We start from the raw sequence: 24,689 nt of genomic DNA, 5'->3' as shown, positions 1-24,689 counted from the left end.
AATTGATCATTATGCTAATATCCCGTATTTTGAATTAAATTTGGATTCGCGGCCATATCCGTAACCGGAATAGGATACAAATTAAACTTGGCATCCGTTGCCCGGCCATCGACTACGCCCCCTTTCCACTGCCACAAATAATTATCCCCCGTGAACCGGCCGAAGCGGATCAAGTCTGTACGGCGGGTTGCCTCCCAGAATAATTCCCGTCCTCTTTCGTCCAAAATAAAATCCAAGGTCAACTGTGCCGTGGAAATTTCACCCTCGTCACTCCCAAATGCCCGGTGTCGGATCTGATTCACCAGATTCAATGCCTGCTGCAGATCTCCCCCACCACCGCGGACAACTGATTCGGCATACATCAAATACACATCCGCCAAACGGATCATCGGAAAATCCGTACTAACCATTCCTTCATCTGTTACAAATGTCCCGTCGTCTTTCAAATTGGTAAATTTCACGATGCTGTATCCTTGGCTAGACGATGAAGGGTCATCAATATTCAAGGTCTGACCATCCGTCCAGAAGTCGCCACGCGTATCTGCTGCATTAAAAATCCCGACAAACTCCCGCAATGTCCGGAAGCTGTTCCACCCGGACAGCACACCATAATCTTCCGCTTTCATGCTCCCTACAATAGGGCCATTCACCAAATACGTCGTCGCTCCCCAAGTACTCGTATGGGCAACGTCGGCCTGAATAGCAAAAATAATCTCCTCCGTCCGCTGGTCATTATCGGCATTGAACAGCTTCTTATAATCTTCCTGCAGCACATACCCTGCGTCTATTATTTTTTGGCAATAATCGAGGCAATCCCCATAACGTGCTTCACCCGTATATATCTGCGCATTTAAATAGTTCTTTGCGAGTAATGCCCAAGCCGCCTCGCGGCTCACCCGCCCATACGCGTGCTGAGGCCCTGTCGGTAAGAGTTCCGCTATTTCGCTTAGTTCACCTTCGAGGTAGCGGAATAATTCCGGACGTGTTATACGTGGCGGAAAAAAAGCGCCGACCACGTCCTGCTCCGTTACAAAAGGCACATTCCCATACAAATCCATCGCGTGGCTATAAGCCAGCGCCCGTAAAAAACGTGCCTCTGCAGCAAACTCCCGAATAGCCACTTGGTCCGCTTCGGCAAAAGCAGCCAGCTTTTCATCCGTCACATTACGCAAGAACTCGTTACATATCGCAATGGTATAGTAAATACGGTAATACATGGCATTTACCCACGTATCCGAAGCCCCCCAGTTCATAAACTGTATCTCCACGAGGTTATCGCCTCCTGCCCACGTATATATCACCTCATCCGTCGGGATTTCCTGTAAGTTGAAGTACACCCGCAAATAGCCCCAAGAAGCCGTCGTACCCGCCATATCCGGGTCATCATCACCACGACCGTTTCCCGCCACCGCGAAAGAAGCGTACAACTTTGCCAAAACTGATTGGTAGCCTTCCACCGAGGTATACACCTGTTCAGAAGTCGTTTCCACCGATGGAAACTGATCCAGATCTTTCGTACAGGATATTAGCAAAACGATGAAACACATCATTCCGGCCAACCATAATATTAAGTTTGTCTTCATCATTAAAAGTCTAAGTTTATACTTAAAGAATACGTCCGGGAGCGCGGATAGAACGAGCTATCAAAGCCGCTGGGTACTTCGGGGTCTATTCCCGTGTATTTGCTGATGACAAACACATTTTGTACGATCGCGCCGAGTCGTAGATTCGAAATACGACCTATACGTCCCATATTATAACCCAAAGAAATATTTTCCATACGCAGAAACGAACCATTCTCTACGTAGTAATCCGAAAAATACTGTCTGGCCTGAAAACCGGTATGGAGATAGTCCCGATGTAAATTGTTGAGTGCCGGATCCACATACTGTAGCGTTTCCCATGCACTCAGGTTCATTTTGGTATTGTTGTATACATAATTGCCTACATGTGCTCTTAATGTCGTAGACGCCGACCATTTTTTGTAAGACACCTGTGTATTGAATCCAAATAACCAATCTGCTGCCGGAGACTGATAGCGATAGAGATCACTTTCGTTGATGCCACCGTCTCCATTCAGATCTGCATAAACCCCTTCCAGTGGTTTTCCCATCTCATCATACATCTGCTTATATACATAAAACATATACGGTTCATATCCAGGTGTCAAGATCTGTATACCACGCTCGTTTACCTCGGGTCCGGCATACGTTCCTACCGATGAAGCATCGGGCACCATCGTGATATTCGTCACCTTCATGTGTTGACTGGTGGCATTAAGATTTACCTCCCAACGCAGGTCTTCTCGATCGATAGGCACCGTATTCAATTGGAATTCAAACCCACGGCTTTCAATATTCCCCACATTCGTTGTGGCCATCTGATCGAAATTGGTTCCAGCCGGCACCGCCACATTGGCCAATAAATCATGCGTTTTGCGCGTATAATAATCGACGGTTCCCGATATACGGTTCTGGAATAGCGCGAAATCCAGACCATAATTAAATGCCTTCGTCGTTTCCCAGCGTAAATCCCGTACATACACCGAAGGCCGGTAAACCAAGTGATATTGGTTCCCAAACCGATATTGGGCATACGGCGTTCCTTGATTATAAATCGGCAGATAGCCATAATTCCCGATACCTTCCTGTTGGCCCGTCACCCCGTAGCTCGCCCGCAGTTTTAGATCGTCCAGAAACGACACCTCCTTCAAGAATTGTTCTTCCGAAAGCCGCCAAGCCAATGCCAGCGAAGGAAATGTTCCCCAGCGGTTTTCCGGACTGAAGCGAGACGTTCCATCACGTCTTACCGTCGCTGTCAATAAATAACGACTATCATAACTGTAATTCAGCCTCCCATAAATCGACATCAACGTATGCCTTTGATCTCTCGCTATAGCCGTCGAACGTACCTCCTCCCGATCATTGTAATACGTAATCGGAGGGCGTGTCGCACTCCAATACTGATAGTCATGCCCTACCGTTAGTTCCAAATTACTTTTTAAATCCGGCAACTCCTTATTATAATTTAGATAGCCGGTAAACAGCCGGTTTTTTAATGTTTCTTCATAGGTATCATAAGCGCCACCAATTAAAAAACTATTCGCTGCTGTTGCTGGTATATGATTATAGCCCTCCCCTTTCGCATAATCGTAGCCGAGTGTCACATGCGCTTTCAATTCCGGTAAAAAGTGAAACTTATAATCCATATCAAGGTTACCAATTAAACGGTTCACGTGGCTCCGGTGTTTCTCCTGATGCAACAGGCCGAGCGGGTTGAGGTTTGCTCCGGTCGCCGGAAGGCCTGCATTATCCAGACTTTCATAATATCCGCCATATGCATCTTCACCCGAATAAATAGGTTGCGTGGGATTAAAAGCCATCGCCGTCCAGATCGCGTCCGTATTCGCAAATCGGTTATTATTACGGGATCCTTTCAGATTCGCGGTCACTTGAAGGTGATCCTCCAAAAACGAAGGGTTTAATACAAGCGATCCCGTCACCCGCTCCGCTCTATCCGTCAGCAAGGTTCCCTGTTGATTATAGTAGCCTGCCGATGCTCTAAAGGGTACACGTCCGGCAATTTTACCTGTGGCACTCAAGTTATCATCCGTTCCCCACGCCGTCTGGAAGACTTCCTGAAGCCAATCCGTATCCGCGTCACCGATAAGTCCTTTTTGTTTATCGTTACCTCTCGAATCAATCAATGCCCGAAACTCGTCCGTACCCAGCATATCCGCTACTCCCCAAGGCTGTTGAGCGGACAACACCGAGGATACCGAAAAGCGTAGCTGGTCCCCTCTTCCTTTTTTTGTCGTAATTAACAACACGCCGTTGGACGCCCGCGATCCATAGATAGCGGTTGCAGAAGCATCTTTCAAAATCGTCATGCTCTCAATATCGTTGGGGTTAATGAGGCTTAGAAAATTACCACTGTTGCCACTGATACCGCCAGCCTCTAAGGGGACACCATCCAATACGATAAGCGGATCGTTACTTGCACTCAACGAGGCCCCTCCACGGATACGGATTGTACTCCCGGCACTCGGCGAACCGCTGTTTGACATCACCTGTACCCCAGCCGATTTTCCGTTAATCAGCTGTTCGGGAGAACCGACAAGCCCGGTGTTGAAATCTTTGCTGTTCACGGTATTCACCGCACCCGTCAGATCTTTCTTAGTCATCGTACCATATCCCACCACCACGAGTTCTTCGAGCACATTTCCCGCTTCCATTAGGAAAACGTCCAGCACGCTCCCCGTCGCCGTTAGCGTTTGCTCCTCATGTCCAAGGAAAGTAAACGCAAGTTGTTTAGATCCCGTCGGCAACGATATGCTGTACGTTCCGTCTTCTGCGGTCAATGTACCTACATTCGTGCCGACCACCCGCACTGAAACGCCCTGTAAAGGTATCCCGTTCTGATTCCGAACCACGCCGTGAACAAGCTGTTGGAACCGGGAGACCGTCTTCTCCTGTGTGCCGGCATATGCTGATCCGAGAAGTATCATGCTTCCCGTACCGCAAACCAACGACAAACAGGCAACACCAATTTTTATAGTAAAAGGCTTCATGTTACTGTGTATTATATATTTAGATTTATACTATTCCATCCAGACCGCTCCGATGCTGATGACGGCGTGTTGATCTACGGCGCCATCCGTCGAAATGATCAATTTCTCGCTATCCCGGATAGCAAACGGTATCGGTGTCACTGGCACAAAATAACGTTCTAAAAAGGTGGGGTAGGGCGCTGGTAACAAGGCTGTCGGCACCAACGTTAATTCCTCCAACGGAACACGAAGCGTCTGCTGCGCACCTTTCTCCAGCTCTACCGTTGCCACATACGTATAGCCCATGCTAGATACGAATCCTATTTGTATCTTCCCGTCAAACGACTGATTCCCCACCGCTATCATCAAGTTTTTCACCTCATCGATCCTATACTCCCGCTCGGCAATCACCTGTTTGATATCTTTCAACCAGAAAAATTTCGTCTCGCTATCGTGTCTGGCAAATGTATAAGACCACATGGGTACCGTCACCAGATCTTTTTGTGTTTTCCGTACCTCACTAAAGGCTGTTTCGGGAATAGCATAGGTCTCCCACGCCGGCTGCGCCGACCATGATTCGGCAAGCGCAATAGGTGCGGTGCGATCAACAAGCTCCGTTGTCCAATAGGTGCTAACTGCAGTATCCCAATCCAGCGGTGCTCCCGACGTTCCCTGTGGAAAAGTGTATTTTTCACCACCCACATAAACCGTGGCCGTATAGCGAATTCTATCTCCTTGGATTGTAGATCCAGAAATATGACCGACATATCGATACCCTGCTTGATTTTCCAGCTTGATATACGTATTGTCATCCCGCCAGAATGATACTTCGTCCGTCTGGACAATCACCGAGTCCGGCTTTACTGCCGACACGACGTGGAATGAAATCGCCAAATCACTACCCCTTTCCTGATAGCGTGCAGATTCATGCACGACAGTGGGCATCGGCTTTTCAGACGCTGCCGGCGCCACAAAATGCCCTAGGGGATAGCGGTTCCATACCGTCGAGCTGTTCCATTCTGCCCACGCCGGTTGGTCTTTCCGACCGAGTATATAGACACCCGGTGTTACGGTCATCGCTGTTCCGTCCGCCTGCCCGCTTGTCGAGCTTTCGGGCGTTAACTGCTTCCAAGAGAAATCCTCTCCAAGATCTGGCAAGCGAATTTCCAGGTCGTTTTCCGACCAAAGAATCTGTACCACCTCCCGGGATAAAGACGGCTTAGCAAACGGATCGTTCACGGTCTCCGCATCAGGCATAACCTCCAACCGCCACACCCCATCCTGCAATTTATCCAAAAAATAGGCACCCGAGCCACTGTAGGCCACTACCGGCGAGCTCCCGTGTCCGGCTATCTTCCGCAATGCTTGCATGCTTTTCGGGTGCACACGGGTATTATTGGTATAATAAAAGGCGGTATCCACATTCATCACCGCGAGGTCCTGCCCGTAACTTAGCATAAAATCCCCATATAGCGTATCCTGAGGATAAGCCGGGAAAGACTGGTTTCGCGGGGTTCTATACGCCGTTTCAGCCGCGATCATCATGCTGATCGCTTTCGCCGGCGTATAGGCTAAGTTCAGATAATGGGTTTGGTATTCGGTATTGTAAGCGGCTATATCCAGTGGATCGTACGCAAACTGCGTTATCCACTGGAAACCGTTCGCGCGAAATGTACGGCTCATTGCAGGATGTATATAACTGTATGTAATATCCGCGGGATCATACTCATACACCGCTTTTGCTTTATTGGTAAAGCCTTTTTCATTTGCAAACGGAATATCATAATGCGCTACATAAGGAAGGAAGTTACCTTTTCGCTCCTTCCCCGCTACCAATCCGATAGGATACCATTGGTACGTTGTTCCTTGCACATCCGCTTTAAAGTAGGCCGATACATGTTCCATGTTGTGGCTCACATTGTAAAAAACCGGTTTCTTATTCCCCGCTTTCTTCATTGCAGCCAGCATTTCACGGATATAGCGTTCCGTAGTACCCACCTCGCCGGTATGGCAAGGTTCGTTATTAATTTCAAAGCCTACCACATAAGGATTATCCTGATAGGCAAGGCCCGTATAAGAGTTTACATGGCGCAGGAGTCCGGTGATATACCGCTTTTGAGCAGCTATAGCTTGCGGGTTAGCGTGTATTTGACACTTATCATATAAATACGAAAACCCGCCGGTCTGCACATTACGTTCGGGATAGCCGTTCCCAAAGTTCGTCATAGCGGTTATCAATATGCGAACACCGTTTTCCTGCAATCTGAACAAGAGATAGTCCAATAATTCCAGGTGTTCGTTTTCCAGCAAATTGCCTTCCCCATCTGCAATTTCTACATCCCAAATATGGATACGGTAGGCATTGAAGCCTAGTCGTACAAGATGATAAACGTCGCGATCAATCGCCGCTTTGTGGTCTATTCCCTTATATTGTAAAGCTCGGTAAGCATGCGCAAAAGGCGTTGTATAATTTACACCAAAAAAAGAAGCTTCCTGTTTCGTATCTGACCATCGCATCACCCCTTCTTTATCCACATAGATAGTAGGTACATTTTTATCAGCTTGTGCAAAAACAGACAAGCAGAAAAAACAGGCAAAGAACCCTAGAATACAATTACGCATGATAATACTTGTTTTATAATTTTTTTGTTAGCGAAATAATAACACAAACGTAACAAGCATTACCCATTAACGCGACCACGTTTCGGACAAAGCCTAACACAAATCGGACATTCCACCTGTCCGAAAGCCTAAATAAAGAAATAATAAGCTGTGAATAAGCCAATTAAGAAGTATTCCTATCTTGCTGTTCCATATAATTTTTGGGTGTTGTCCCAAATTCTTCCTGAAAGCATTTGGAGAAATACGACGCATTCGAATACCCGACCATATACATCACCTCGGCGACGGTAAACTTCCGTTGGCGCAACAGTAATGCTGCCTTTTTCATCCGTACTGTCCGGATATAGGTTACCGGCGTATGTCCTGTCAGTTGTTTTATTTTTCGGTACAGCTGCTTCGCACTCACACCTGCCTCATCAGCCAGCCGTTGCACCGAAAAATCGGAATCGTCTATCGCATCTTCGATAACCTGTGTTATTTTATTCAACAATTGCTCATCGGGCGATACAGCAATCTGGTGTTCGCGCGGTTCACATAGTTCATCTATACGCAGCTTGGTTTGCAATGTCGTCTTCTTCAAGAGCAGTTGCTGCATTTGTAACTTCAACAGCTCCAGATCAAATGGTTTCTGAACGAAGGCATCTACGCCCGCCGCAATCCCCGCACGTTGAAGCTGTTCATCACGAACAGCCGTCAATAGAATGACCGGAATAATAGCGGTGTCGGTACGCCTACGCAATTGCCGTACCATTTCCAGCCCGTCCATTTTGGGCATAATGGCATCGGACACAATCATATCAGGTTTAAAAGAATGATCTATTAAATCAATTGCTGCCCGCCCATCCACGACGGTTCGGCAATCATATATATTTTCAAAGGCCAACAGTAAAAAAGAAGACAGCTCTTCATTATCCTCTACGATCAGCAGTTTTTTTCGCTCCCTTTCGACTTCCTCGTCACTTGGTATCACGTAGGCGCTACTTACCGGTATTTCTATGGTCACGGTGGTTCCTTCCATCCACTGCGAATCGAGCTCCACCGTCCAGCCCAGTTGTCCCGCATAATTACGAACCAGATAAAGGCCTACCCCCGTTCCATCCATGGCCTGTACCTCGTCTGCCGCTGACCGATAGAATTTACTAAATACATAAGGTAAATCCTTTTTCTTTATACCGATTCCATTGTCCCGGATGATAAAGATAATACCCTTTTCACTACGTCCCAGGTGCAGTTCCACTATTGTCCCATCCGCCTTACTATATTTACAGGCATTAGAAAGCAAGTTATTCAGCATAGATTCCAGTTTAGCCGCATCCGTTTGGATCAGAAACCCCGGGATATCCGACACCAATCGCCATTCAATATGCTTATACAAGTCCAACTGCTTCCACTCGTTTACACAACGTTCTACAAAAGCCGTTATATCCAGCTGCGAGGTAATCAATTCGCCAACGTCCGAACGATCATCTATCTTTTCAAACGTCATCACTTCCTGAATCAGATTATTAATTTTCATGGCGTTCCGATGCACGCCGTCCAATAATTTTTTATTATCCGGGTTTTTGGTTTTCAGCATCAGTTGGCTCACAGGTGCCAAGATCAGGCTTAACGGATTTTTGAGATCGTGGGATACCGCCGTTAGGAAATCCATTTTCATCCGGGAAAGTTCCATGACTTTCTTTCGTTCCCTTCGTTCCCATTTCAGCTTGTTTCGCACCCGAAAAAAGTTCAATATCCACAGGAGGAGTCCCAACATCGCTAACGCATAAATCACCTTTGCCCAAACTGTTGCATACCAAGGATAGTTAACCTTAATCTCGTAAAGCGAAATTGCAGAAATAACCTGTCCTAACATGTCGATCTTCGCAACCTGCAGGGTATAATCACCCGATTGCAGGTTGCTAAGCTGTATCCTGTTGTCATCTTGTTCTAGTGGTATCCACGTTTCATTCGGTGCCTTAAATGCATAGGCCAGGCGATGCCCTAGCTGGTTTCCATAGTCCAGGTCGGAAAATTCCAGCCGGAGATTGTTCTGCTGATGTTCCAGCACAATCTCATGGCGGTAGCGCAAGCCATAGCCGCTAGCTCCAAAACGCTTATTGTTGATATACATCGCGGTCAGCACGATAGTCGACGCAGTCCTTGGCTGCTCGATAGGCCCCGTAGCCGGAAGCACTACTACTTCGTTGATCCCGCCTAGCAAAACATCCTTCGTATCTGCTCGGTAAAATAAGGTTGTGACACCACCTCCATAGCGTACCAACACGCTGCGGAAGGTTTTTTTATCTATCTTCCAGACGCCTACATTATTGGCTACCCAAAGATGATCCCCTACATTCTCCATGGCAGTCACCTCTCCCTTTCCGTGCGGATCAAATGTAATCGATTCTTTTTTCCCGTCCTTCGCTATACACAACAACGTGCCATGCTGTCCTACCCAAACCGTTCCTTCCGCATCAATCAACATAAATACCGCATCGGATATCGCTTTGCCATCTGCACCCTTGATCTCCTTCGTGTGCCCCGTATGTACATCGATGGTATTTATACCCCTGTTGTAGAAAAGTACCCACATCCGATCTTGATGATCCAGCAAAATCTGATTCGCAAAATTCGCTAACAGTCCACGTGACTGATCGTAACTTTCACCGATAACATACCCATTGGTTGCCTTTTTTAACCTTTCTTTCGGAACGACGAAAATTCCTCCCATATACGTTGCTACCCAAAGGTTTCCTTTTCTATCCTCCTCGAGGTCATAAGCCCATTTCGCATTTTTTCGCCCGCTACTATCCACAATCATAAAACTTTTAAATGCGTTTGTCTGCGGATCGAACAAACTCACTCCGCCATCTGATGCTACCCATAGCAATCCCTCCCGGTCCTCGTAGATATCCCGTACGCGGTTGTGGGGCAATGCATATTTTGCGGCGTCCATTCGATACCAATAGGCCTCTGTTTCCGTTTCGTCAAATGTCGGCGTCCTTATCAATCCATTATCACCGCCAAGCCAATACCACCCTGACCGGTCCCTCCAGATCTGATAAAATTTATTACCATTGCTGCTACGCGTGAACTGGTAGATCGGAAATTTCCTTTCCCGTCGTCCTTCGGTCCATCCTGAAAAGCCTAAATCTGTCCCCACCCATACAGCGCCTGTCCGGCTGGTAAAGACACTCCATATAATATTGTTTGCCAAGGAAAATGGGTTGCGTGCATCATGCTTTATGCGTTGCAATCTTTGTTGTCTCGGCCCGTAAACGAAGAGACCGTCATCGGTGCCAATCAGTAGCGTTTCCGCATCACGCTTCGCCATGGACTTCACGGGGAGGTTTTGTAAATGCGGTGTTTTGAGCAGTTTTACGTTATCATCCGCATAAATGTACAACCCATATTCGGTGCCAATATAGGTATGTTCTCGATCGAAAACCAAGATCGTGTTAATAAACTGATTCGCCCCTTTCCGGTATTCCGACAGCACGAGCTGCCGAACAGAGGCTGTCTCCGGAGTGACTTCAAAAAGTCCGTTATAGGTTCCAACAAGAATTTTGCTCCCTTGTTGGGCTAGGGCATAAATTTGACTTGTCAATTCCGATTTCAACTTCTCCGTAAAGCTCGAAAAGGTTTTTCGTTTGATATCATACGTGTACAGGCCTTTCAAGGATCCTATCCATAAGGTATCGCCAACCAGCAGTAAGGCCCTGACGTCCGAAACATCGACCATGGGCAGATCTTCATAGCAATCTTTTTTATAGTTGTATAGGCCAACGCCGCGTTCGGTACCTAACGCCAATCGGCTCCCATCCAATACTTCAATGCTATAAATATAGGTTTGGTATTCGGGTTTTCCGCCTGGTGCCGCATGCAACGTATAGCCATCGTAATGATACAACCCGTTGTTACTGCCCAGCCATAGCAAGCCTAGACTATCCTGCGCAAAAGCATGTACCGTACTCGCCTTAGCATCGAGCGGGATATTTTGGAAATAATGAAAACTGTCCGATTGTGCAGTTGCCCTCACCTGGATCAGCAACAAAAACATGGCAAAAAATATATATCTTTTCATCACACTTCGCCATTTCTTAGCCAATATACACCACTTGGCTGCATCGTTCGGCCAATACCGGATCGTGGGTTACAAAAACCAATATTTTGTCTTTTCCAACTTCGAATAAGCGGTCGGTCAATTCCACGGCCGTTGACGGGTCGAGGGCAGAAGTCACTTCATCGAACAGCCAAACGGCACAATCCTGCAAGAGTGCCCTCGCCACGGCTATCCGTTGCGCTTGCCCTTCAGAAAGTCCGTAGCCGGATTCGCCTACTACGGTATCCAAGCCCTCCGGCAAATCATATACAAATGCAGCGCAAGCTGTTACCAACACTTCCTGGATACGTTCTTCCGAAACGGGTTGGTTGCTTACCTGTAGATTTTCGCGTATCGTTCCGCTAAAAAGCTTATCGCCCTGGGGCACGTAGGCAAAATTTGTGCGATGTGCCCTGCTCAACGGTATTTCATTTCCCTCTGTATGGAGTTGCAAGGTGCCCCTATTGGGTTTAAGCAGGCAGAGCAACAAACGAATAAGGGTTGTCTTTCCCTTTCCACTTGCGCCGACTACGGCTGTTGGTTTGCCTCGAACAAAATCGGCGTCAAACTCATGGAATACCCCTTTATCTTCGTAACGGAAGCCTACGTCCCGTAAGCGTACCTGCTGTATGTCGGTCAGATATTCTGCTTCCACTTCTTCCTCTTTCTCGGACTGCAGCATTTCATCCACGCGTTCCAATGCTGTGCGGAACCGGATAAATGTCGGGACAAATCCCATCAATGTCAAAACAGGTCCTTGGATTCGCCCCACCAGTTGTAAGAAGGCCGACATCGTACCAAACGTAATTTCTCCGGCATGCAACCGAAAAATACCCCAGATAAAGGTGAGCAAAAAACCGGCATTGACGGTAAAGCGTAGAATACCTTTCGAAACCGTAGAGAAATTCAAGACGCGCATTTTCATGGCATAAATCGCTTCCTGGCTTCCCGTTACTTTATCCCAGCGGATCCGTTGCAATCCCAAAGCTCGAATGACCAAGCGAAACCGCATGTTTTCCTGCACTACATTTCCCAAGTTGCTTTCTGCACGTTTCAGTTCCTGGTTCATCTTTTTCAGCCGTTTGAAATACAACTTGGAAAACACGACCAATGGGGAAATACAAAGTATCACCACGGCAAGCATTGGATCCATGATCCACAAGAAGCCAAAAGCCGAGAGCAATCTGAAAATGGTGACAATAGCATCCACGGCTGTTGTACCGATCATCTGTACCACTTCTTGACAGTCTGTATTGACCCGCACCATGACATCCCCTGTATGCCAATTTTTCACCAACGTCCATGTGGCCCGCATTTGTGCATCTACCACATCTTGCTGCAAACGCACCAACATCCGGGAACGCATGCGGTCGTTTACCCATGAAGCATATAAACTCGCTCCTTGTCCTCCCACTACACTCCATATCGCCAACCACAACGATTGCTTCATGCTGGCTGTATCGCCGGCGATTGCGTAGTCAATAGCATGTTTTGAGTAGTAAATAAATAGCAAGGATAGCCCCAAGGCAATCAGCTCCGCCAGAAAGTAAAGCAGTAAAGCTCCCCGATAGGGCTTTGAGAAAGCCCACGCCCATTTTATTTGATATGCTAGTTTGTGTTCCAATATTTATTTATAATCCGTCGGGGCTTTTAACAACCTTCGTTTAACCGCAACCACCACACGCCGGGGAAAACGCAGGTGATACCACAACATGCCTAAGTTTTTATTAAAGGTACTGGAAACGGGCAACAACTTTCCTCCACGACGTGCCTCGAATAACACCGCAACCAAATCTGTTGCGGCGATTTTTTCGATCTGCGCAAGGTTGTTATCACCTACAAGCCACAACCCGTCCGCTTTTTTTCGTACCACACGGTGTAGCACATAACGCTGCTTCCATCTCGCCAACACGATATCTCCCACAGTGATATCCGCTATTTTTGCCGTCTGTAAAAGTACTTCATCTCTTTCTCTCAAAAAGGGCTCCATACTCCTGCCTATCACAGGGATACGGACCTCGTTTCCTGCTTCAAGCTCCTGCACAACCAGCTTAAAGTATGTTTCGTTGTCTATACGGACTGTTTGATTATCCATGCAAACATCTATTCATTACGATTTCGGGGAAACCAGATTCACCAGATACCGTAAGGTGACATCGAGCGGTGCATCTTTCAACAACACCTCGTTCGCTTCATCCAGTAGGAAGATGGTTGGGTAAGCCCGTATATTGTACAGACCATCCTCGATAACCCTACCTTTTTCATCCCAGCCGTTGACCCAGTTATCGGGTATCCGCTTTTGATATCCGATCCAACTATTCTTATCAGGATGCAAACTTACAGATACAATCTCTAAAAAACCGTTCGTTATACAATTATTTACAGCCGGCGTTTTCGCCAAGTCTTGCATAATAGCTACACAGTGCGTACACGTCGGATCGTAAAAAACAAGCATTTTATAGGGTCTTGTCCCCTCGTGCATGCTGCGGTAGTTACCATCTTTGGCTAGATATTCGAAATCGGTCGCGACCGTTCCGACCTGATTCTTCCGTACAAGCTCTAATAAGGTGGTATATTTATTCCTTTCGTCCGGCGACAAGGTCGTATCTGCTGCAAGGTAGGTTAACGTATGTTTATAATAATCTTCATTTCGCATTGGCGAATTGGGGTCGTATAGATAGTGTTTAAATTTATCCAAAAAATAAGCGAAATTTTGCGGTTCAACGGATGCTTTTTTCAGCATATCATGCACACAAACCTGTACGACTGTATCGGGTACAGTCGGAAACAGCGCGATAAAGTCTACCAGCTTCTGCTCCGCCTCATCCGGATTAACGGCCTGCACCTTCGCTTTAAAATTGAAACCGTCCCAATAGCTAAGCAGGTGCTTGGCGGGAATCGATGCCATTATATCGCTCTCTGCATGTACATTACCATTTTGCACAGATTGTGTTTCCCGTGGGTTGCCACAAGAAAAACAGATTAATAAGATGGCTATTGCCCAATATAGCTTCCCCTTATGTAGCGTAACAAAATTCATAATTTGGTGATTTTTCGGTTAAGTTAGCTTTTTCTGCTTAATTACGCAAACAAAAAAAGCCATCCGCAATGGATGGCCTTTTCGTTATTGTCAAAAACGCATATTATTATGGTGCCGGTTGAGGTGCCCGTACACAACGAACGTTTTTAAGGGATATGTCCGCTACATCTAAGCCTAATAGATCCACATTCCCTAAAAGCTCAGCTGTAGTTGTTGCTTTAACAAACCGACTACCGAGAGGCAATAGTGCCGAAGCTTCATGCGCTACGAAACCCTGAGAACCTACACTCGTCCCTAACGCGGTTAACAAGGAACCACTTAGTAAACGCGAACCGGTCCATAGACCAGCAATAGTACCCACGCTGGTGCCTAAGATTGGAATATTCGTATCTAATACCTCTACATCAGCAAGTTCCAACGATAGATCTGAAAGTCCCACACCTGCCAATCCATCGTCTCCTAAGGCAGTAAGCACAGCAGCATTGGTAATCTGCCCGTTGTAGAAAAAGCGTAGATTATTCTGGTTAGAGGTAGCACTTCCAAACGCATTCTCTCCTGATGGTGCAGTTTGTAAAGAGTACTGGGCGTAGCCGTTACCGAGAGAAGATCCGGGAGCCGGGTTTGCAAGTACAACATCTAAAATCGCACCTAATACGTTGCTTAGCACACCTGAAGACGTTGTGATTGAATTGATTTCAGCTACCGTCGGTGTTCTCCAAAGGCCTGCAGGATACACAAGTGCACAAGGATCGCCTTTTTCGGCCTCAGAGGCGAATTTCATCGGCTCTACCCCTTCAAACGCAAAGTAGCCGTCTGCCCTCGTTGTTTGTTGGTTCTGAGAATAGAAAGCATAATTACGGTTAACGCCATCGCCTCTGTAGTACAAGTTCGATCGAGCCCATCTCACTGGTGTACTTTCGTGATTAGTCGTCAACGCCGATTCTACCACGTTCAATAACACATGGTGGCTTTGCCCCCTTACAGGTGTTACTGTAGTATTAAACGTAGCCTGGTTAGCAAAGTAAGTCCGGGGCAAATTACCGTCTGCATGGCTGATATCCAAACCTTGTACAGCTACCGATATATTTTGTGCGGTCGTACCTGCTGTATACACATAGGCAATCTTTGCATCGTCGTAAGCCGGATCTACATTCTCAAAATCGGCATACGTCAGGGTAAGCGGAGAAGACCCCGAACTTTCAGTCACTTCGCCCGTTAACAAATCAATATCGCCAGTTGTCAGCTCTATCCCGGTCACGTTTACAGCAGGCGTACCCGTTATCTCACCGAAAGCCCCCATCGTATTCAACTCAATACCGATACGCGAGAACACATGGTCAAACATAATACCAATTGTTGGGTCCGTCGCTAGATTAACGGTGCCCGAAGCATGCAAAACGTCTGTATTTCCTGGTAAAGTAATTGAAGGCGAGCTAGGCTCCAATGTAGGCACCGCACTGTCGCTGTTATACGAAAGTGCTACCCATGTATATTCACCTTCCGGATCCAATCCATCGATAGTTCCCGCAGTTCCAGACGCTAACTCTGCGGACGCTACTAACGTACTACCTTCATAGATGTAGACCACATACTTGATGCCTGCAGGCACTTCTTCTGCCATTTTCAAGCCGGCATTGGCCGAGGGACCATTCTTCATTTTTCTAACAGCCACATTTGCTTCCTTTACAGGCACCTTATTTCCTAACGAAACAGCCATGTCTACGTCCGCAAACTCATATACGTCAAATGCATTGTCAGAACCCATCGTGTTTGATTTTGCCACAGAAGCCGACCCCGTCTTTGCTTTTAGCGCAGGGCCCGCGCTGCCGTCATTAATCCCCAACACCGAAATGACCAGCTTATCGCCTTTCGGTTCTACCTGCTCAGTAGGATTTGTCTCTTTAGAGCAGCTGGTTAGTAGCGCCCCAGGAAGTGCAAGCATTGCCATTGCGACAACCCAATTTGCACGTTTAAATCGTATTAATTTCATGTTTTATTGATTTCTAATTAATAATGATATTCTATAAATACAATAGACTAATTTCCTTCCCAATTGCCACCACCGCCGTCGCCCTCTGTCCAAGGATTTGATGATGGATTGCTACCTGCATCTACCCCCGAAGTCTGTGCAATACCTTCCTCCAATTCAACTAAGATGACATCCAGTCTGGGTGCCACGTACTCTTTTTTTTGATTTGTTTTCATATTTATACTATTTAATTAAACTATATGGTGATTATTAATTGTATTTGTTTATGATTGATGAACGCACGTAAAGAGTGAACCATAGTTGAAAAGATTGCATAATTTATGCAGGGCATGCAAATGTTCAGCAAAAAACATATTCCCCTCAGCGGATAGTTTAGCGTAATTTTTCATACATCTGGCAGTTAATTAATAACAATACTATAGCATTTCAGCTACAAAAACTTCATAAAACTACATAATAACAATAAGACAAACAAAGAATTAAATTTAATTTTTTGCCGTACAAACTGTAACTATATAGCTATAATCGCACAAAAAGTGTCTTAAGACTACAGAAACACAACAAACAAAGCTTTTGTCTTGTTTGCAAAAACTTAACTTTTTTGTAGCTGTGATACTACATTTAGTATGTAACACACAAGAAGTAAAGGAGAATCTATAGGTTTTTTGGAAGAAAAGGAGCGTCTGTCTTCAGTAGATAACTACCTAGGTAGCGGCTGAATGCGTAAATTAAAAGATGATAGTGAATAACTTACCCAGGCAGAGGAGGGACTTATTTATATTGCTACGAGTCTCGAGTAGAAATAACTGCTAGCGATTTGAGAAAAAAGCGTTCAACCGGGCAGTTGCACGTCGTATGGGAAAAAAGATTACCTCTTGGGGAGCGTATTTAAAATATAAGCGCATGCTTCGTATGATGCGGCGGGCGCCATCAGGGTGAACAGAAACGAAAGAGACTTCGCCATCTAGATAACGCTCGTCGTAAAAGCCGAAATTGCCGGAATACCATACCTCATCCATCATCCAATCTACCTTCAACTTGTCCGGATAAGGGAAAGGCAAATCTTCTTTTGGCAACCCCAGGTACTTGACAAGCATAGCGTGCAGCACGTGCACCCATTTCAATATACCGACTTTTTTATATATAAGTTTAAGCTGCTCCGTATCGATTTTATCGCGATAGGCATGATATAAGATGGCGGCATCACAAATCTGGCGCAAACCGATGCCAAAAGAAAGCATATGTTTTAAGATATGTACGTTCACTTGTAGTATCTGCAATTCCGGCGCAAGTATCGTAACCGCCTGCCCATTTATTGTTACAGACTGCTCGTCATCGCGGTAAAGCAACTCCAGCTCTTTAAGATAATTCTGTTTAAAAAGGCTACGTATATCAAACAAGCGGCGATGGTGTTCAATATGTATCCGTTGCCAATCGTAACCTAAACTGAAACCCAACGCCGAATCGACAAGAAGACCTTTTTCCTGCAAACGTTTACCCACTATATCGTATCCGTCGCCTTCAAAATACCAATCAATATCTCCCGATATGCGATGCAAAGGATTTGGATAACAACTGGCTACGCCTTGCCCTTTTAGCAAAATTGGCTTTGCCCCCAGTCGGACGAAATCCCTAAACTGCTCCGCCGTAACCTTGCCCATCTGAATATTATGACGCTCCATCTGATCGACCCGTACCGTCCATTTCATGCGCAGCGCCCGAGGCGGTAACTGCTCCTCCGTTAATAACGAAAAACCGTCGAAGAGAATACCTTCCACGGTATGGTTCATTGCATACTGATAAAGGACAGCCCAATCTTCATCAGATAATGGTTTGCTCGCAGAAAGTCTTCCTTTTCCCCAAAGGCCCATGCGAAGCAGCTGAAAAAATATATCACGGAGATTGTCCTTCATACTTTTTCAAAGCTAGTGTTTTTTTTCAAATTATTGTTCGGTACTGACCACGAGCGGAATATTTTCCAGCGGCCATTGACCATCCTTTATAGGAAATGTTTCTAACTTCTTAGGGTTAATAACCACATGTTTGATACGTTCACGATGCCATGTATAAACAATATGTACCAAACCGTCTGCCGTCTGGATGATTGATGGATAAGAATACTGCTTTTCAGGTTCATCCAAGTAATCCAAGACTAAGGCCGCTTCCCACGCCTTACCATCCTTGCTCACAGCCAGATTCAGGACACCGCGTCCTTTGTGCCCCATACCTTCCTGGCTCCGCGTTGAATGATTATAGATCAAGAGGTGTCTGCCATCCTTGAGCGTCACCGCGTCTAGCCCTGAATTATTGTTGGGTAATGTGCCGTAGGTCATCTCAGACCACGTCAGGCCGCCGTCGCGGGACCATGTTTCCGCTATCCGTTCGCCTTTGGTATTGGAGCGGCTAAGCATCTGTATGCTTCCGTCAGCATGTGTAAGCAAAGCTGGTTGTATTGCACTGATGCGCTCTCCGTCATTCAACGGACCAATAAACGTCCAGCTTTTACCGCCATCTGTACTGCGCTCTATGTGCGCCTTCCACCCGTCATTTTCATCGCTGGACCCCGACAGGATCGTCCCGTCAGCTAACTGTATAGGCTTATTTTTGATCGGCCCGAGCAACTTGCCCTCAAGCTTCCGCGGCTCGCTCCACGTATGGCCATTGTCTTTTGACGTAATAAATTCACCCCACCATTCCCGCGGATTAGGCCCTACTTTATAATACAACATAAGATCTTCCCCTTCTGGCTGAAACAGCACCGGGTTCCAAGTCGGTAGACGTTCCCCATCGGGCTGGATACCGTCGGCAACCGATACAGGACGCGTCCAGGTACCGTCCAGCTTCTTACGCTGCAGCCGAATTTCCACATCCGGATGCCGCTCGTGCGTACCCCCGAAATACGTACAAAGCAACTCTTTGTTAAGTAATTCAACAATAGTCGCAGAATGGCAAGACGGGAAGTCCGCTTTCGTAAACAGAAACTCTTCCAAAACAATACCTGCGCGATGTTTTGCCGGCTCGCCTGGTTGAGCCTGGGCGGTAAACCCATTACAAATTAGCAACGCTACTCCTAAAGCACGAAAGCCTCTTTTTATTTTTGTAAACTTAACTTGGTATCTCATAGAACAACTAACTTTCTGATCATGGTTTATAGGAAACAAATCTAAAAATTTTATCCCCCATTTTTTTATAGAAAGTTTGCGCAAGAGCATATCATATTTACATAAAGAGACGCTATTGGGCGTCTCTTTTCTATCGACAAGTGTTATAGTTAAAGTGTTCCTGGTTCTCGGTGAACCATCGGATCGTCGTGTTTGCGCGGAGTTTCCTTACCTTCGGGCAGGGGTGGTATGTAACCACTGCCTTCATTCGTATCCTCTTTCTCGCTTTCTCGTTTCTCCTTCTCTAACTCCTCTTTTGTCTTCGGATTATTTTCATTTTCTGGCGTATTCATAATATATACGTTTTAAAAAGTTCAACATTCCATTCTATATAAAGAACGGTTCAGATCCAATTTTGTTTATATACCACCTCATTTATCAAAAAAACAGATATATTTGTTGCTAAAGAAAATTATAAAAAACGTTACATGGAATTGGTGAAGGAAGAATTATCCGTATTTATAGCACGATTTAATCAAGCACTTAGACGGGTGTTTCATGAGCAACAAGATATCAATGAAATGAGCCATGACCGGGGTCTACCTCCGCACGTATGGCGGGATATCATGGATACCCATCCTCTTGCTGTTGCAATTCCGGCGGAATACGGCGGGCGCGGCTGCATCGTCAAAGAGTGCTTGAGCATCTTGTCTGCCGCTTCATACGAATCACTACCTTTATCGTTGACGTTCGGTATCAATATCGCTTTGTTTTTGGAGCCTCTGGCCAAATATGGCGACGCCAAAATAAAAGAAAAAATCTTTCCGGAATTTTTAAGCGGTCAGCGCATGGGCGGGCTCATGATCACCGAACCGGACTATGGAAGCGATGCCTTAAACATGCGGACATCCTACCAAACCATGGATGAAAGCTATGCCATCACTGGCCGTAAACATTGGCAGGGCTTGACGGGTCAGGCTGATTACTGGCTGGTGGCCGCTCGAAAAGACTTAGGTAACGGCGAACTTGCCCGAGACGTTGATTTCTTTGTGACGAACAATGCGGACGAAAAACAACGCATCGAGGTCGAAGCACTCTATAGCAACCTGGGCTTATACATGATACCCTATGGTATGAATGTTATTAACGTGGAGGTTCCCACCTACCAACGCCTACAACCAGAAAGTACCGGTATCAAAATGATGTTGGACATCCTCCACCGGAGCCGATTGCAATTCCCTGGTATGGGTATGGGCTTTATCAAGCGCATGCTGGACGAAGCGCTCCAACATTGTACAACCAGAATGGTCGGTGCCGGCAATCTCCTCGCTTTGGATTCCGTACAATTTCAACTTTCCAGAATACAGACCGCCTTTACATTATGCTCTGGCATGTGTGCCAGAAGCAGCGATATCAGCGGCATCGAACATAACCTCGCTACAGAAGGCCTGGAAGCCAACAGTATGAAGGCGTTGGTTACCGATCTGATGCAAGAATCGGCACAGTTATGCTTACAGGTATCCGGTGCGAACGGTTACAAAATTAGCCACATCGCGGGAAGAGGGATTGTGGACAGCCGACCTTTCCAGATCTTCGAAGGATCGAACGAGATGCTGTATACCCAGATTGCCGAAATCGTCTTGAAACGGATGAAGAGACAAAAAGAGACCTCTCTTTATCAGTCGCTATCTAAATTTGCGCCAACCGAGAAAGTAGCACCTCGCTTCCGGGAATATCTACAATTTTTGATACCGGAAAATCTTGTCCAACGAAAATTAGTCGATCTGGGGAAAATCGTTGCACGCATCGTCAATACACAATACGTCATCAACATGCAGGAAAAAGGCTTCCGGGCCGACTTGGTGGAAAACTGTATTTATAATATGCAGCTCGATGTGGCACAATTAGCATCCAATTTATCGCTCCACCATCATGCTGAACTTGTTGTAGAATATCAGGGAGAAAGCGATTGGTTGGATTTTTTGTAACTGGAATGGTGTAAAGGCACTAAATGCACTATGATTTCTCCCGTTTGATAAGGTTCGACTTTTATTTCGAATCCCACTATTTGCGTATCATTCCCCATATAATCCCTATCCGTCACCCACGTTTTCAGAAGGATATCGTAGGGCACATTCACCTGCAATTTCAACTGCTTTCCGTCTTTAGTAAGCACCGCAGTTTTTGCATCGCTCAAACTCACTGTGGCATCCGTGAGCATCGACCACCGTATGGTGCTTTCGTCCGATCGACTACCATATAGATCCTTAATCGTTACTTTTTCCCCATTAGCAATTGTAACGTTACGTTTTAACGTTGTCAATTGAGGATATAGCGAAGAAAGATCCATTGTCGCGGTCGTACTATCATCCGTTTCGAAAAAATCTATCAGCGGCGCATATCCTTTCACATTTTGAAGCTCTCCGTTTACCGTTAGTGTGTTATGTGCTAAATTTGAATATTTAAACACGCCCCAACGCTCAGAGTTTTGATCGAAGTTCCATATATTGATATTTTGTGATTCGAGCAATCGATAATCTTCTCGACCGAAGTCTATCGCCCAACGTATACCATCAGATTCCATTACAAAAGAACCAACATCCATATGTCCATGATTCGTCGATGGAGAACCACCTTTGAATCCTACATATATTGCAGAGGAATCCGTCCATGACGATCGCATCAGTGCCACGGGTGTCTTGCCTTTGCCTGCCCACATCCTATTTTTAGGAGGATCGATAGACTGAAGATCACTATCTTGACTCCATATCAAAGTAAGAGGAAGGATACGATTGTCCTCTCTCACATTAGCACTTAATTTGACCATATGTTCTCTTTCCACCCACAGCAAAGAAGGATTATTTGTCTTTTGGGCAAACCAGAACATGGATGGCTGCAAAACGCCGCCGAGATCCGAATCAGAAAAATTAAAAGAATCTCCCGTCACGCCGGTCATGTTTTGCATAAAAGAAGCCGTTTCTAAAAAACTTGGAGTTGACGATAAATCATACGCTTGGCCAAAAGCCCGTTCCATAGCATTTATAAACAGTACATTGAAGGTTGTTCCGTAGCCCCAGTACATGTAACCCTCTGGATATGCGCCATCTGGCTCATAATCTTTCATCGGCAACTGGATACTCTCCTTACCTCTTTCTATTATCTTTTCCGCTAGTGCAACGTCATCCTCATAAATAGCCAACGCTCCCAAGAGCATTCCTGCATTACAAACTTGATTCCAATTGTGGGTAGCCTTTAACCACCAGTTATACCTGCTATCAAACGATGGCTCCAAGCCCTTTTTCAGAATCGCATCTTTAATTCGCGTCCTTTCTTCTGGCGATAATTCTTTGTATAGCCAGTCATAACCAATAGCAGCGGCAATGGTCATCTCCGCAACATCCAGAAAATGGGATGGATTCCAGTCGGTGAACGATGAAATTGCATGCAGCTCGTCTTTCGCCCGCTCAACGTAACGGCTGTCGCCAGTCATTCTCCAAGAGTAAGAGAGATAAAAAATTCGTAGCATCGCTTCGCGAGAAGTCGGAAGCATACGCATTCCGACTTTAATTCGCTCAACGGGGACAGTGTGGAGGATTTCTTCACATTCCGCAAGAATTTCATGGTGTACCCGCTGCTTGTATCGATCCACCTTGACCGCACTTGCAAGCGCTTTTTCCTCTCCTTCTAAAAAGAGTAAGCGGGGGTGATTAGCTATGGCAGGTATACCTTTGTTAGACTGTGCATAAATCGTGGAGTAAGTCATCGCTAACGCAAAAAGCGTAAGAAGAGAGAAATATTTCATAAATTGAAAAATCTGTGGATATTGTGATGATTATAACCTGTAACGCTTAATTCCGATTACAGCACTCCCATTAGCATTAATAGAATTTACATAGATATACGCTTTGTACTTCTCGTCTGCTGTTTGCACCCATATACCCGATTGCGCGAGCATATTGATAGCGTAATTGGGCGCCGCACTGAGATCCAATGTCCGAAAGTCCTCATCGTCCAAATAGACATAGGAGTTATTCCCCGTACCTGCGTTAGCACCGAGATGAATATCTCTCACGTTCCAAGCCTTTTGGATTTTTGTATTTCGGTTAACCCCATTGGGTAGTGTTACACCCGGCTGATACATACCATCTGCTGCTGGAGCTACGAACGAATGGCCAAACGTTATTCCACTGATCGTTCTGAACAAATAGAGCACATCGATTTTATCCGGCCTCGCTGCAGCTTCCGTCTCATCGTACACAGCCATGTCTTCCACAGATATGTAAAATTTGTCGCCGTTGGAAACGGCCAAATTAGTTACCACCTCCATCCTCCTGATCTTGTATGGCCCCATCGTGTACGTAACGGTCTGGCCGTTACTGCTTGTGGCAGAAAAAGTGAACGAAACTTCCTTATCTACCGCAGCTGGTGTCGGTCTGTAATAGTACCTTAACGTGGCCGCGTTGGTGTCCACATCAAAAGTAACCTTAGTAACCGAACCGTCCGTTACCGATGGAGTCGCTACCGGTATACCTATATCATCCCCAATGGCATCCGTATGAAAGGAACGGTGTTCCAGATAGGTTTCTGGAGCACCTGGTATCGAGGCCTCCACCTGTGCAGAAACCAGCTTTCCTTCACTTTCTTGGATAGCCATAGCATACATAAACTCCATGTCTATACCTGCCACTCCGGGTCCCACCGACTTCTTAATACAATCGTTCTGTAAACCACTTTTCGGTGTTGGAACCGAATACTCCTCCTCTTTGCAGCTCACGATAAGTGCCGCTGCACAAAGTAGGAGCGTCGCATTATATAATAATTTACGAATCATAATTTTGTTGTAATATGTTAATACATTATCCTACGGTTGTTGGACCGTTACATTCACTGTGTACACCTTCCGCACCTGTCTGTTTCCCGATATGACCGTCCACTGCCTGGGGTTTGTCAGATCCGAAAAGTCGACGAACCCGGTGATTTTAGGCTCTAACTTTGCATCCGTAATCAAAGAGAATCGCGGCCACAGCCTCGTTAAGTCCGTACCAAAACGCACCTGCAAATCTATTGTTTGTGCAACGGTGTCTACGACAGGCGTGCCCACCACTACCGTTTGATGCGTAGGATCCCATAAATCAAAACTCCCCACATAGGCACTTGTCCTATCCGTGATCAACAACCCATCCTCGTCGACAGGAAAATTATCTTTCGAACACCGTGTGACGGCAAACGCTGCAAACATCATCACCGCTAAAAAGAAGTTTTTATATTTTAATATTTTCATCATCTATGTTTTTATTATAATT

The 24,689-nt window shown here is 46.0% G+C and carries 16 protein-coding genes; 1 reads left to right on the top strand and 15 read right to left on the bottom strand.

Annotated elements, in window-relative coordinates:
- Positions 1–14: 14 nt before the first annotated feature.
- The 12 genes from G5B43_RS11200 to G5B43_RS11145 all read right to left on the bottom strand — a co-directional run bounded on the left by G5B43_RS11200 (position 15) and on the right by G5B43_RS11145 (position 19,739).
- Positions 15–1,586 carry a RagB/SusD family nutrient uptake outer membrane protein gene (locus G5B43_RS11200; protein ID WP_206367329.1) on the bottom strand — a complete coding sequence of 524 codons (1,572 nt, stop codon included), beginning with the start codon at positions 1,584–1,586 and terminating at the stop codon, positions 15–17.
- Positions 1,586–4,570 carry a SusC/RagA family TonB-linked outer membrane protein gene (locus G5B43_RS11195; RefSeq protein WP_206367328.1) on the bottom strand — a complete coding sequence of 995 codons (2,985 nt, stop codon included), beginning with the start codon at positions 4,568–4,570 and terminating at the stop codon, positions 1,586–1,588. The genes G5B43_RS11200 and G5B43_RS11195 overlap by 1 nt, the downstream gene beginning before the upstream one ends.
- Before the next feature lie 30 nt (positions 4,571–4,600).
- On the bottom strand, positions 4,601–7,171 hold the full coding sequence (locus G5B43_RS11190; protein ID WP_165294839.1) for a hypothetical protein: 2,571 nt from the start codon (positions 7,169–7,171) through the stop codon (positions 4,601–4,603).
- Positions 7,172–7,334: 163 nt separating this feature from the next.
- Positions 7,335–11,237: a helix-turn-helix domain-containing protein gene (locus tag G5B43_RS11185; protein WP_165294838.1), complete on the bottom strand. Its 3,903-nt coding sequence runs from the start codon at positions 11,235–11,237 to the stop codon at positions 7,335–7,337.
- A 16-nt stretch (positions 11,238–11,253) separates the two neighbouring features.
- Positions 11,254–12,879, bottom strand: a complete 1,626-nt coding sequence (locus tag G5B43_RS11180) for an ABC transporter ATP-binding protein (protein WP_165294837.1) — start codon at positions 12,877–12,879, stop codon at positions 11,254–11,256.
- 3 nt (positions 12,880–12,882) lie between these two features.
- Complete coding sequence (locus G5B43_RS11175) at positions 12,883–13,350, bottom strand: S24/S26 family peptidase (RefSeq protein WP_165294836.1); 468 nt, start codon at positions 13,348–13,350, stop codon at positions 12,883–12,885.
- Between the two features lie 15 nt (positions 13,351–13,365).
- On the bottom strand, positions 13,366–14,295 hold the full coding sequence (locus tag G5B43_RS11170) for a DUF5106 domain-containing protein (RefSeq protein WP_165294835.1): 930 nt from the start codon (positions 14,293–14,295) through the stop codon (positions 13,366–13,368).
- Between the two features lie 106 nt (positions 14,296–14,401).
- Complete coding sequence (locus G5B43_RS11165; protein WP_165294834.1) at positions 14,402–16,285, bottom strand: fimbrillin family protein; 1,884 nt, start codon at positions 16,283–16,285, stop codon at positions 14,402–14,404.
- A gap of 47 nt (positions 16,286–16,332) precedes the next feature.
- A complete protein-coding gene (locus G5B43_RS11160; RefSeq protein WP_165294833.1) occupies positions 16,333–16,500 on the bottom strand; it encodes a hypothetical protein in 168 nt (55 codons plus the stop codon).
- 594 nt (positions 16,501–17,094) lie between these two features.
- The gene (locus tag G5B43_RS11155; protein WP_165294832.1) at positions 17,095–18,198 is read right to left on the bottom strand and encodes a nucleotidyltransferase family protein; all 1,104 of its coding nucleotides are present in this window, start codon (positions 18,196–18,198) and stop codon (positions 17,095–17,097) included.
- Between the two features lie 30 nt (positions 18,199–18,228).
- Positions 18,229–19,407 carry a sialidase family protein gene (locus G5B43_RS11150; RefSeq protein WP_165294831.1) on the bottom strand — a complete coding sequence of 393 codons (1,179 nt, stop codon included), beginning with the start codon at positions 19,405–19,407 and terminating at the stop codon, positions 18,229–18,231.
- A gap of 149 nt (positions 19,408–19,556) precedes the next feature.
- Positions 19,557–19,739: a hypothetical protein gene (locus G5B43_RS11145; protein ID WP_165294830.1), complete on the bottom strand. Its 183-nt coding sequence runs from the start codon at positions 19,737–19,739 to the stop codon at positions 19,557–19,559.
- Between the two features lie 135 nt (positions 19,740–19,874).
- Between G5B43_RS11145 and G5B43_RS11140 the strand changes: the two genes are divergently transcribed.
- The gene (locus G5B43_RS11140) at positions 19,875–21,374 is read left to right on the top strand and encodes an acyl-CoA dehydrogenase family protein (RefSeq protein WP_165294829.1); all 1,500 of its coding nucleotides are present in this window, start codon (positions 19,875–19,877) and stop codon (positions 21,372–21,374) included.
- Here G5B43_RS11140 and G5B43_RS11135 read toward each other — a convergent pair.
- The 3 genes from G5B43_RS11135 to G5B43_RS11125 are packed head-to-tail and all read right to left on the bottom strand — an operon-like array spanning position 21,341 to position 24,670.
- Positions 21,341–23,188: a heparinase II/III family protein gene (locus G5B43_RS11135; protein WP_165294828.1), complete on the bottom strand. Its 1,848-nt coding sequence runs from the start codon at positions 23,186–23,188 to the stop codon at positions 21,341–21,343. The two genes, G5B43_RS11140 and G5B43_RS11135, sit on opposite strands and share 34 nt — an antisense overlap.
- A gap of 30 nt (positions 23,189–23,218) precedes the next feature.
- The gene (locus G5B43_RS11130) at positions 23,219–24,217 is read right to left on the bottom strand and encodes a DUF4466 family protein (protein ID WP_165294827.1); all 999 of its coding nucleotides are present in this window, start codon (positions 24,215–24,217) and stop codon (positions 23,219–23,221) included.
- A 30-nt stretch (positions 24,218–24,247) separates the two neighbouring features.
- On the bottom strand, positions 24,248–24,670 hold the full coding sequence (locus tag G5B43_RS11125) for a hypothetical protein (RefSeq protein ID WP_240904849.1): 423 nt from the start codon (positions 24,668–24,670) through the stop codon (positions 24,248–24,250).
- Between the last annotated feature and the right edge of the window lie 19 nt (positions 24,671–24,689).

This window comes from Sphingobacterium sp. SGR-19, assembly GCF_011043555.1.
GTDB lineage: Bacteria > Bacteroidota > Bacteroidia > Sphingobacteriales > Sphingobacteriaceae > Sphingobacterium.
Note: the sequence above shows the minus strand (reverse complement) of the source record. Positions and strands in the feature narration are given on the sequence as shown.

Excerpts from the sequence above, each read along its gene's own strand:
- G5B43_RS11190 (WP_165294839.1), bottom strand. The coding sequence starts at position 7,171 with ATGCGTAATTGTATTCTAGGGTTCTTTGCCTGTTTTTTCTGCTTGTCT.
- G5B43_RS11160 (WP_165294833.1), bottom strand. The coding sequence starts at position 16,500 with ATGAAAACAAATCAAAAAAAAGAGTACGTGGCACCCAGACTGGATGTC.
- G5B43_RS11155 (WP_165294832.1), bottom strand. The coding sequence starts at position 18,198 with ATGAAGGACAATCTCCGTGATATATTTTTTCAGCTGCTTCGCATGGGC.
- G5B43_RS11140 (WP_165294829.1), top strand. The coding sequence starts at position 19,875 with ATGGAATTGGTGAAGGAAGAATTATCCGTATTTATAGCACGATTTAAT.
- G5B43_RS11150 (WP_165294831.1), bottom strand. The coding sequence starts at position 19,407 with ATGAGATACCAAGTTAAGTTTACAAAAATAAAAAGAGGCTTTCGTGCT.
- G5B43_RS11125 (WP_240904849.1), bottom strand. The coding sequence starts at position 24,670 with ATGATGAAAATATTAAAATATAAAAACTTCTTTTTAGCGGTGATGATG.
- G5B43_RS11130 (WP_165294827.1), bottom strand. The coding sequence starts at position 24,217 with ATGATTCGTAAATTATTATATAATGCGACGCTCCTACTTTGTGCAGCG.
- G5B43_RS11135 (WP_165294828.1), bottom strand. The coding sequence starts at position 23,188 with ATGAAATATTTCTCTCTTCTTACGCTTTTTGCGTTAGCGATGACTTAC.
- G5B43_RS11185 (WP_165294838.1), bottom strand. The coding sequence starts at position 11,237 with ATGAAAAGATATATATTTTTTGCCATGTTTTTGTTGCTGATCCAGGTG.
- G5B43_RS11170 (WP_165294835.1), bottom strand. The coding sequence starts at position 14,295 with ATGAATTTTGTTACGCTACATAAGGGGAAGCTATATTGGGCAATAGCC.
- G5B43_RS11145 (WP_165294830.1), bottom strand. The coding sequence starts at position 19,739 with ATGAATACGCCAGAAAATGAAAATAATCCGAAGACAAAAGAGGAGTTA.
- G5B43_RS11200 (WP_206367329.1), bottom strand. The coding sequence starts at position 1,586 with ATGATGAAGACAAACTTAATATTATGGTTGGCCGGAATGATGTGTTTC.
- G5B43_RS11195 (WP_206367328.1), bottom strand. The coding sequence starts at position 4,570 with ATGAAGCCTTTTACTATAAAAATTGGTGTTGCCTGTTTGTCGTTGGTT.
- G5B43_RS11165 (WP_165294834.1), bottom strand. The coding sequence starts at position 16,285 with ATGAAATTAATACGATTTAAACGTGCAAATTGGGTTGTCGCAATGGCA.
- G5B43_RS11175 (WP_165294836.1), bottom strand. The coding sequence starts at position 13,350 with ATGGATAATCAAACAGTCCGTATAGACAACGAAACATACTTTAAGCTG.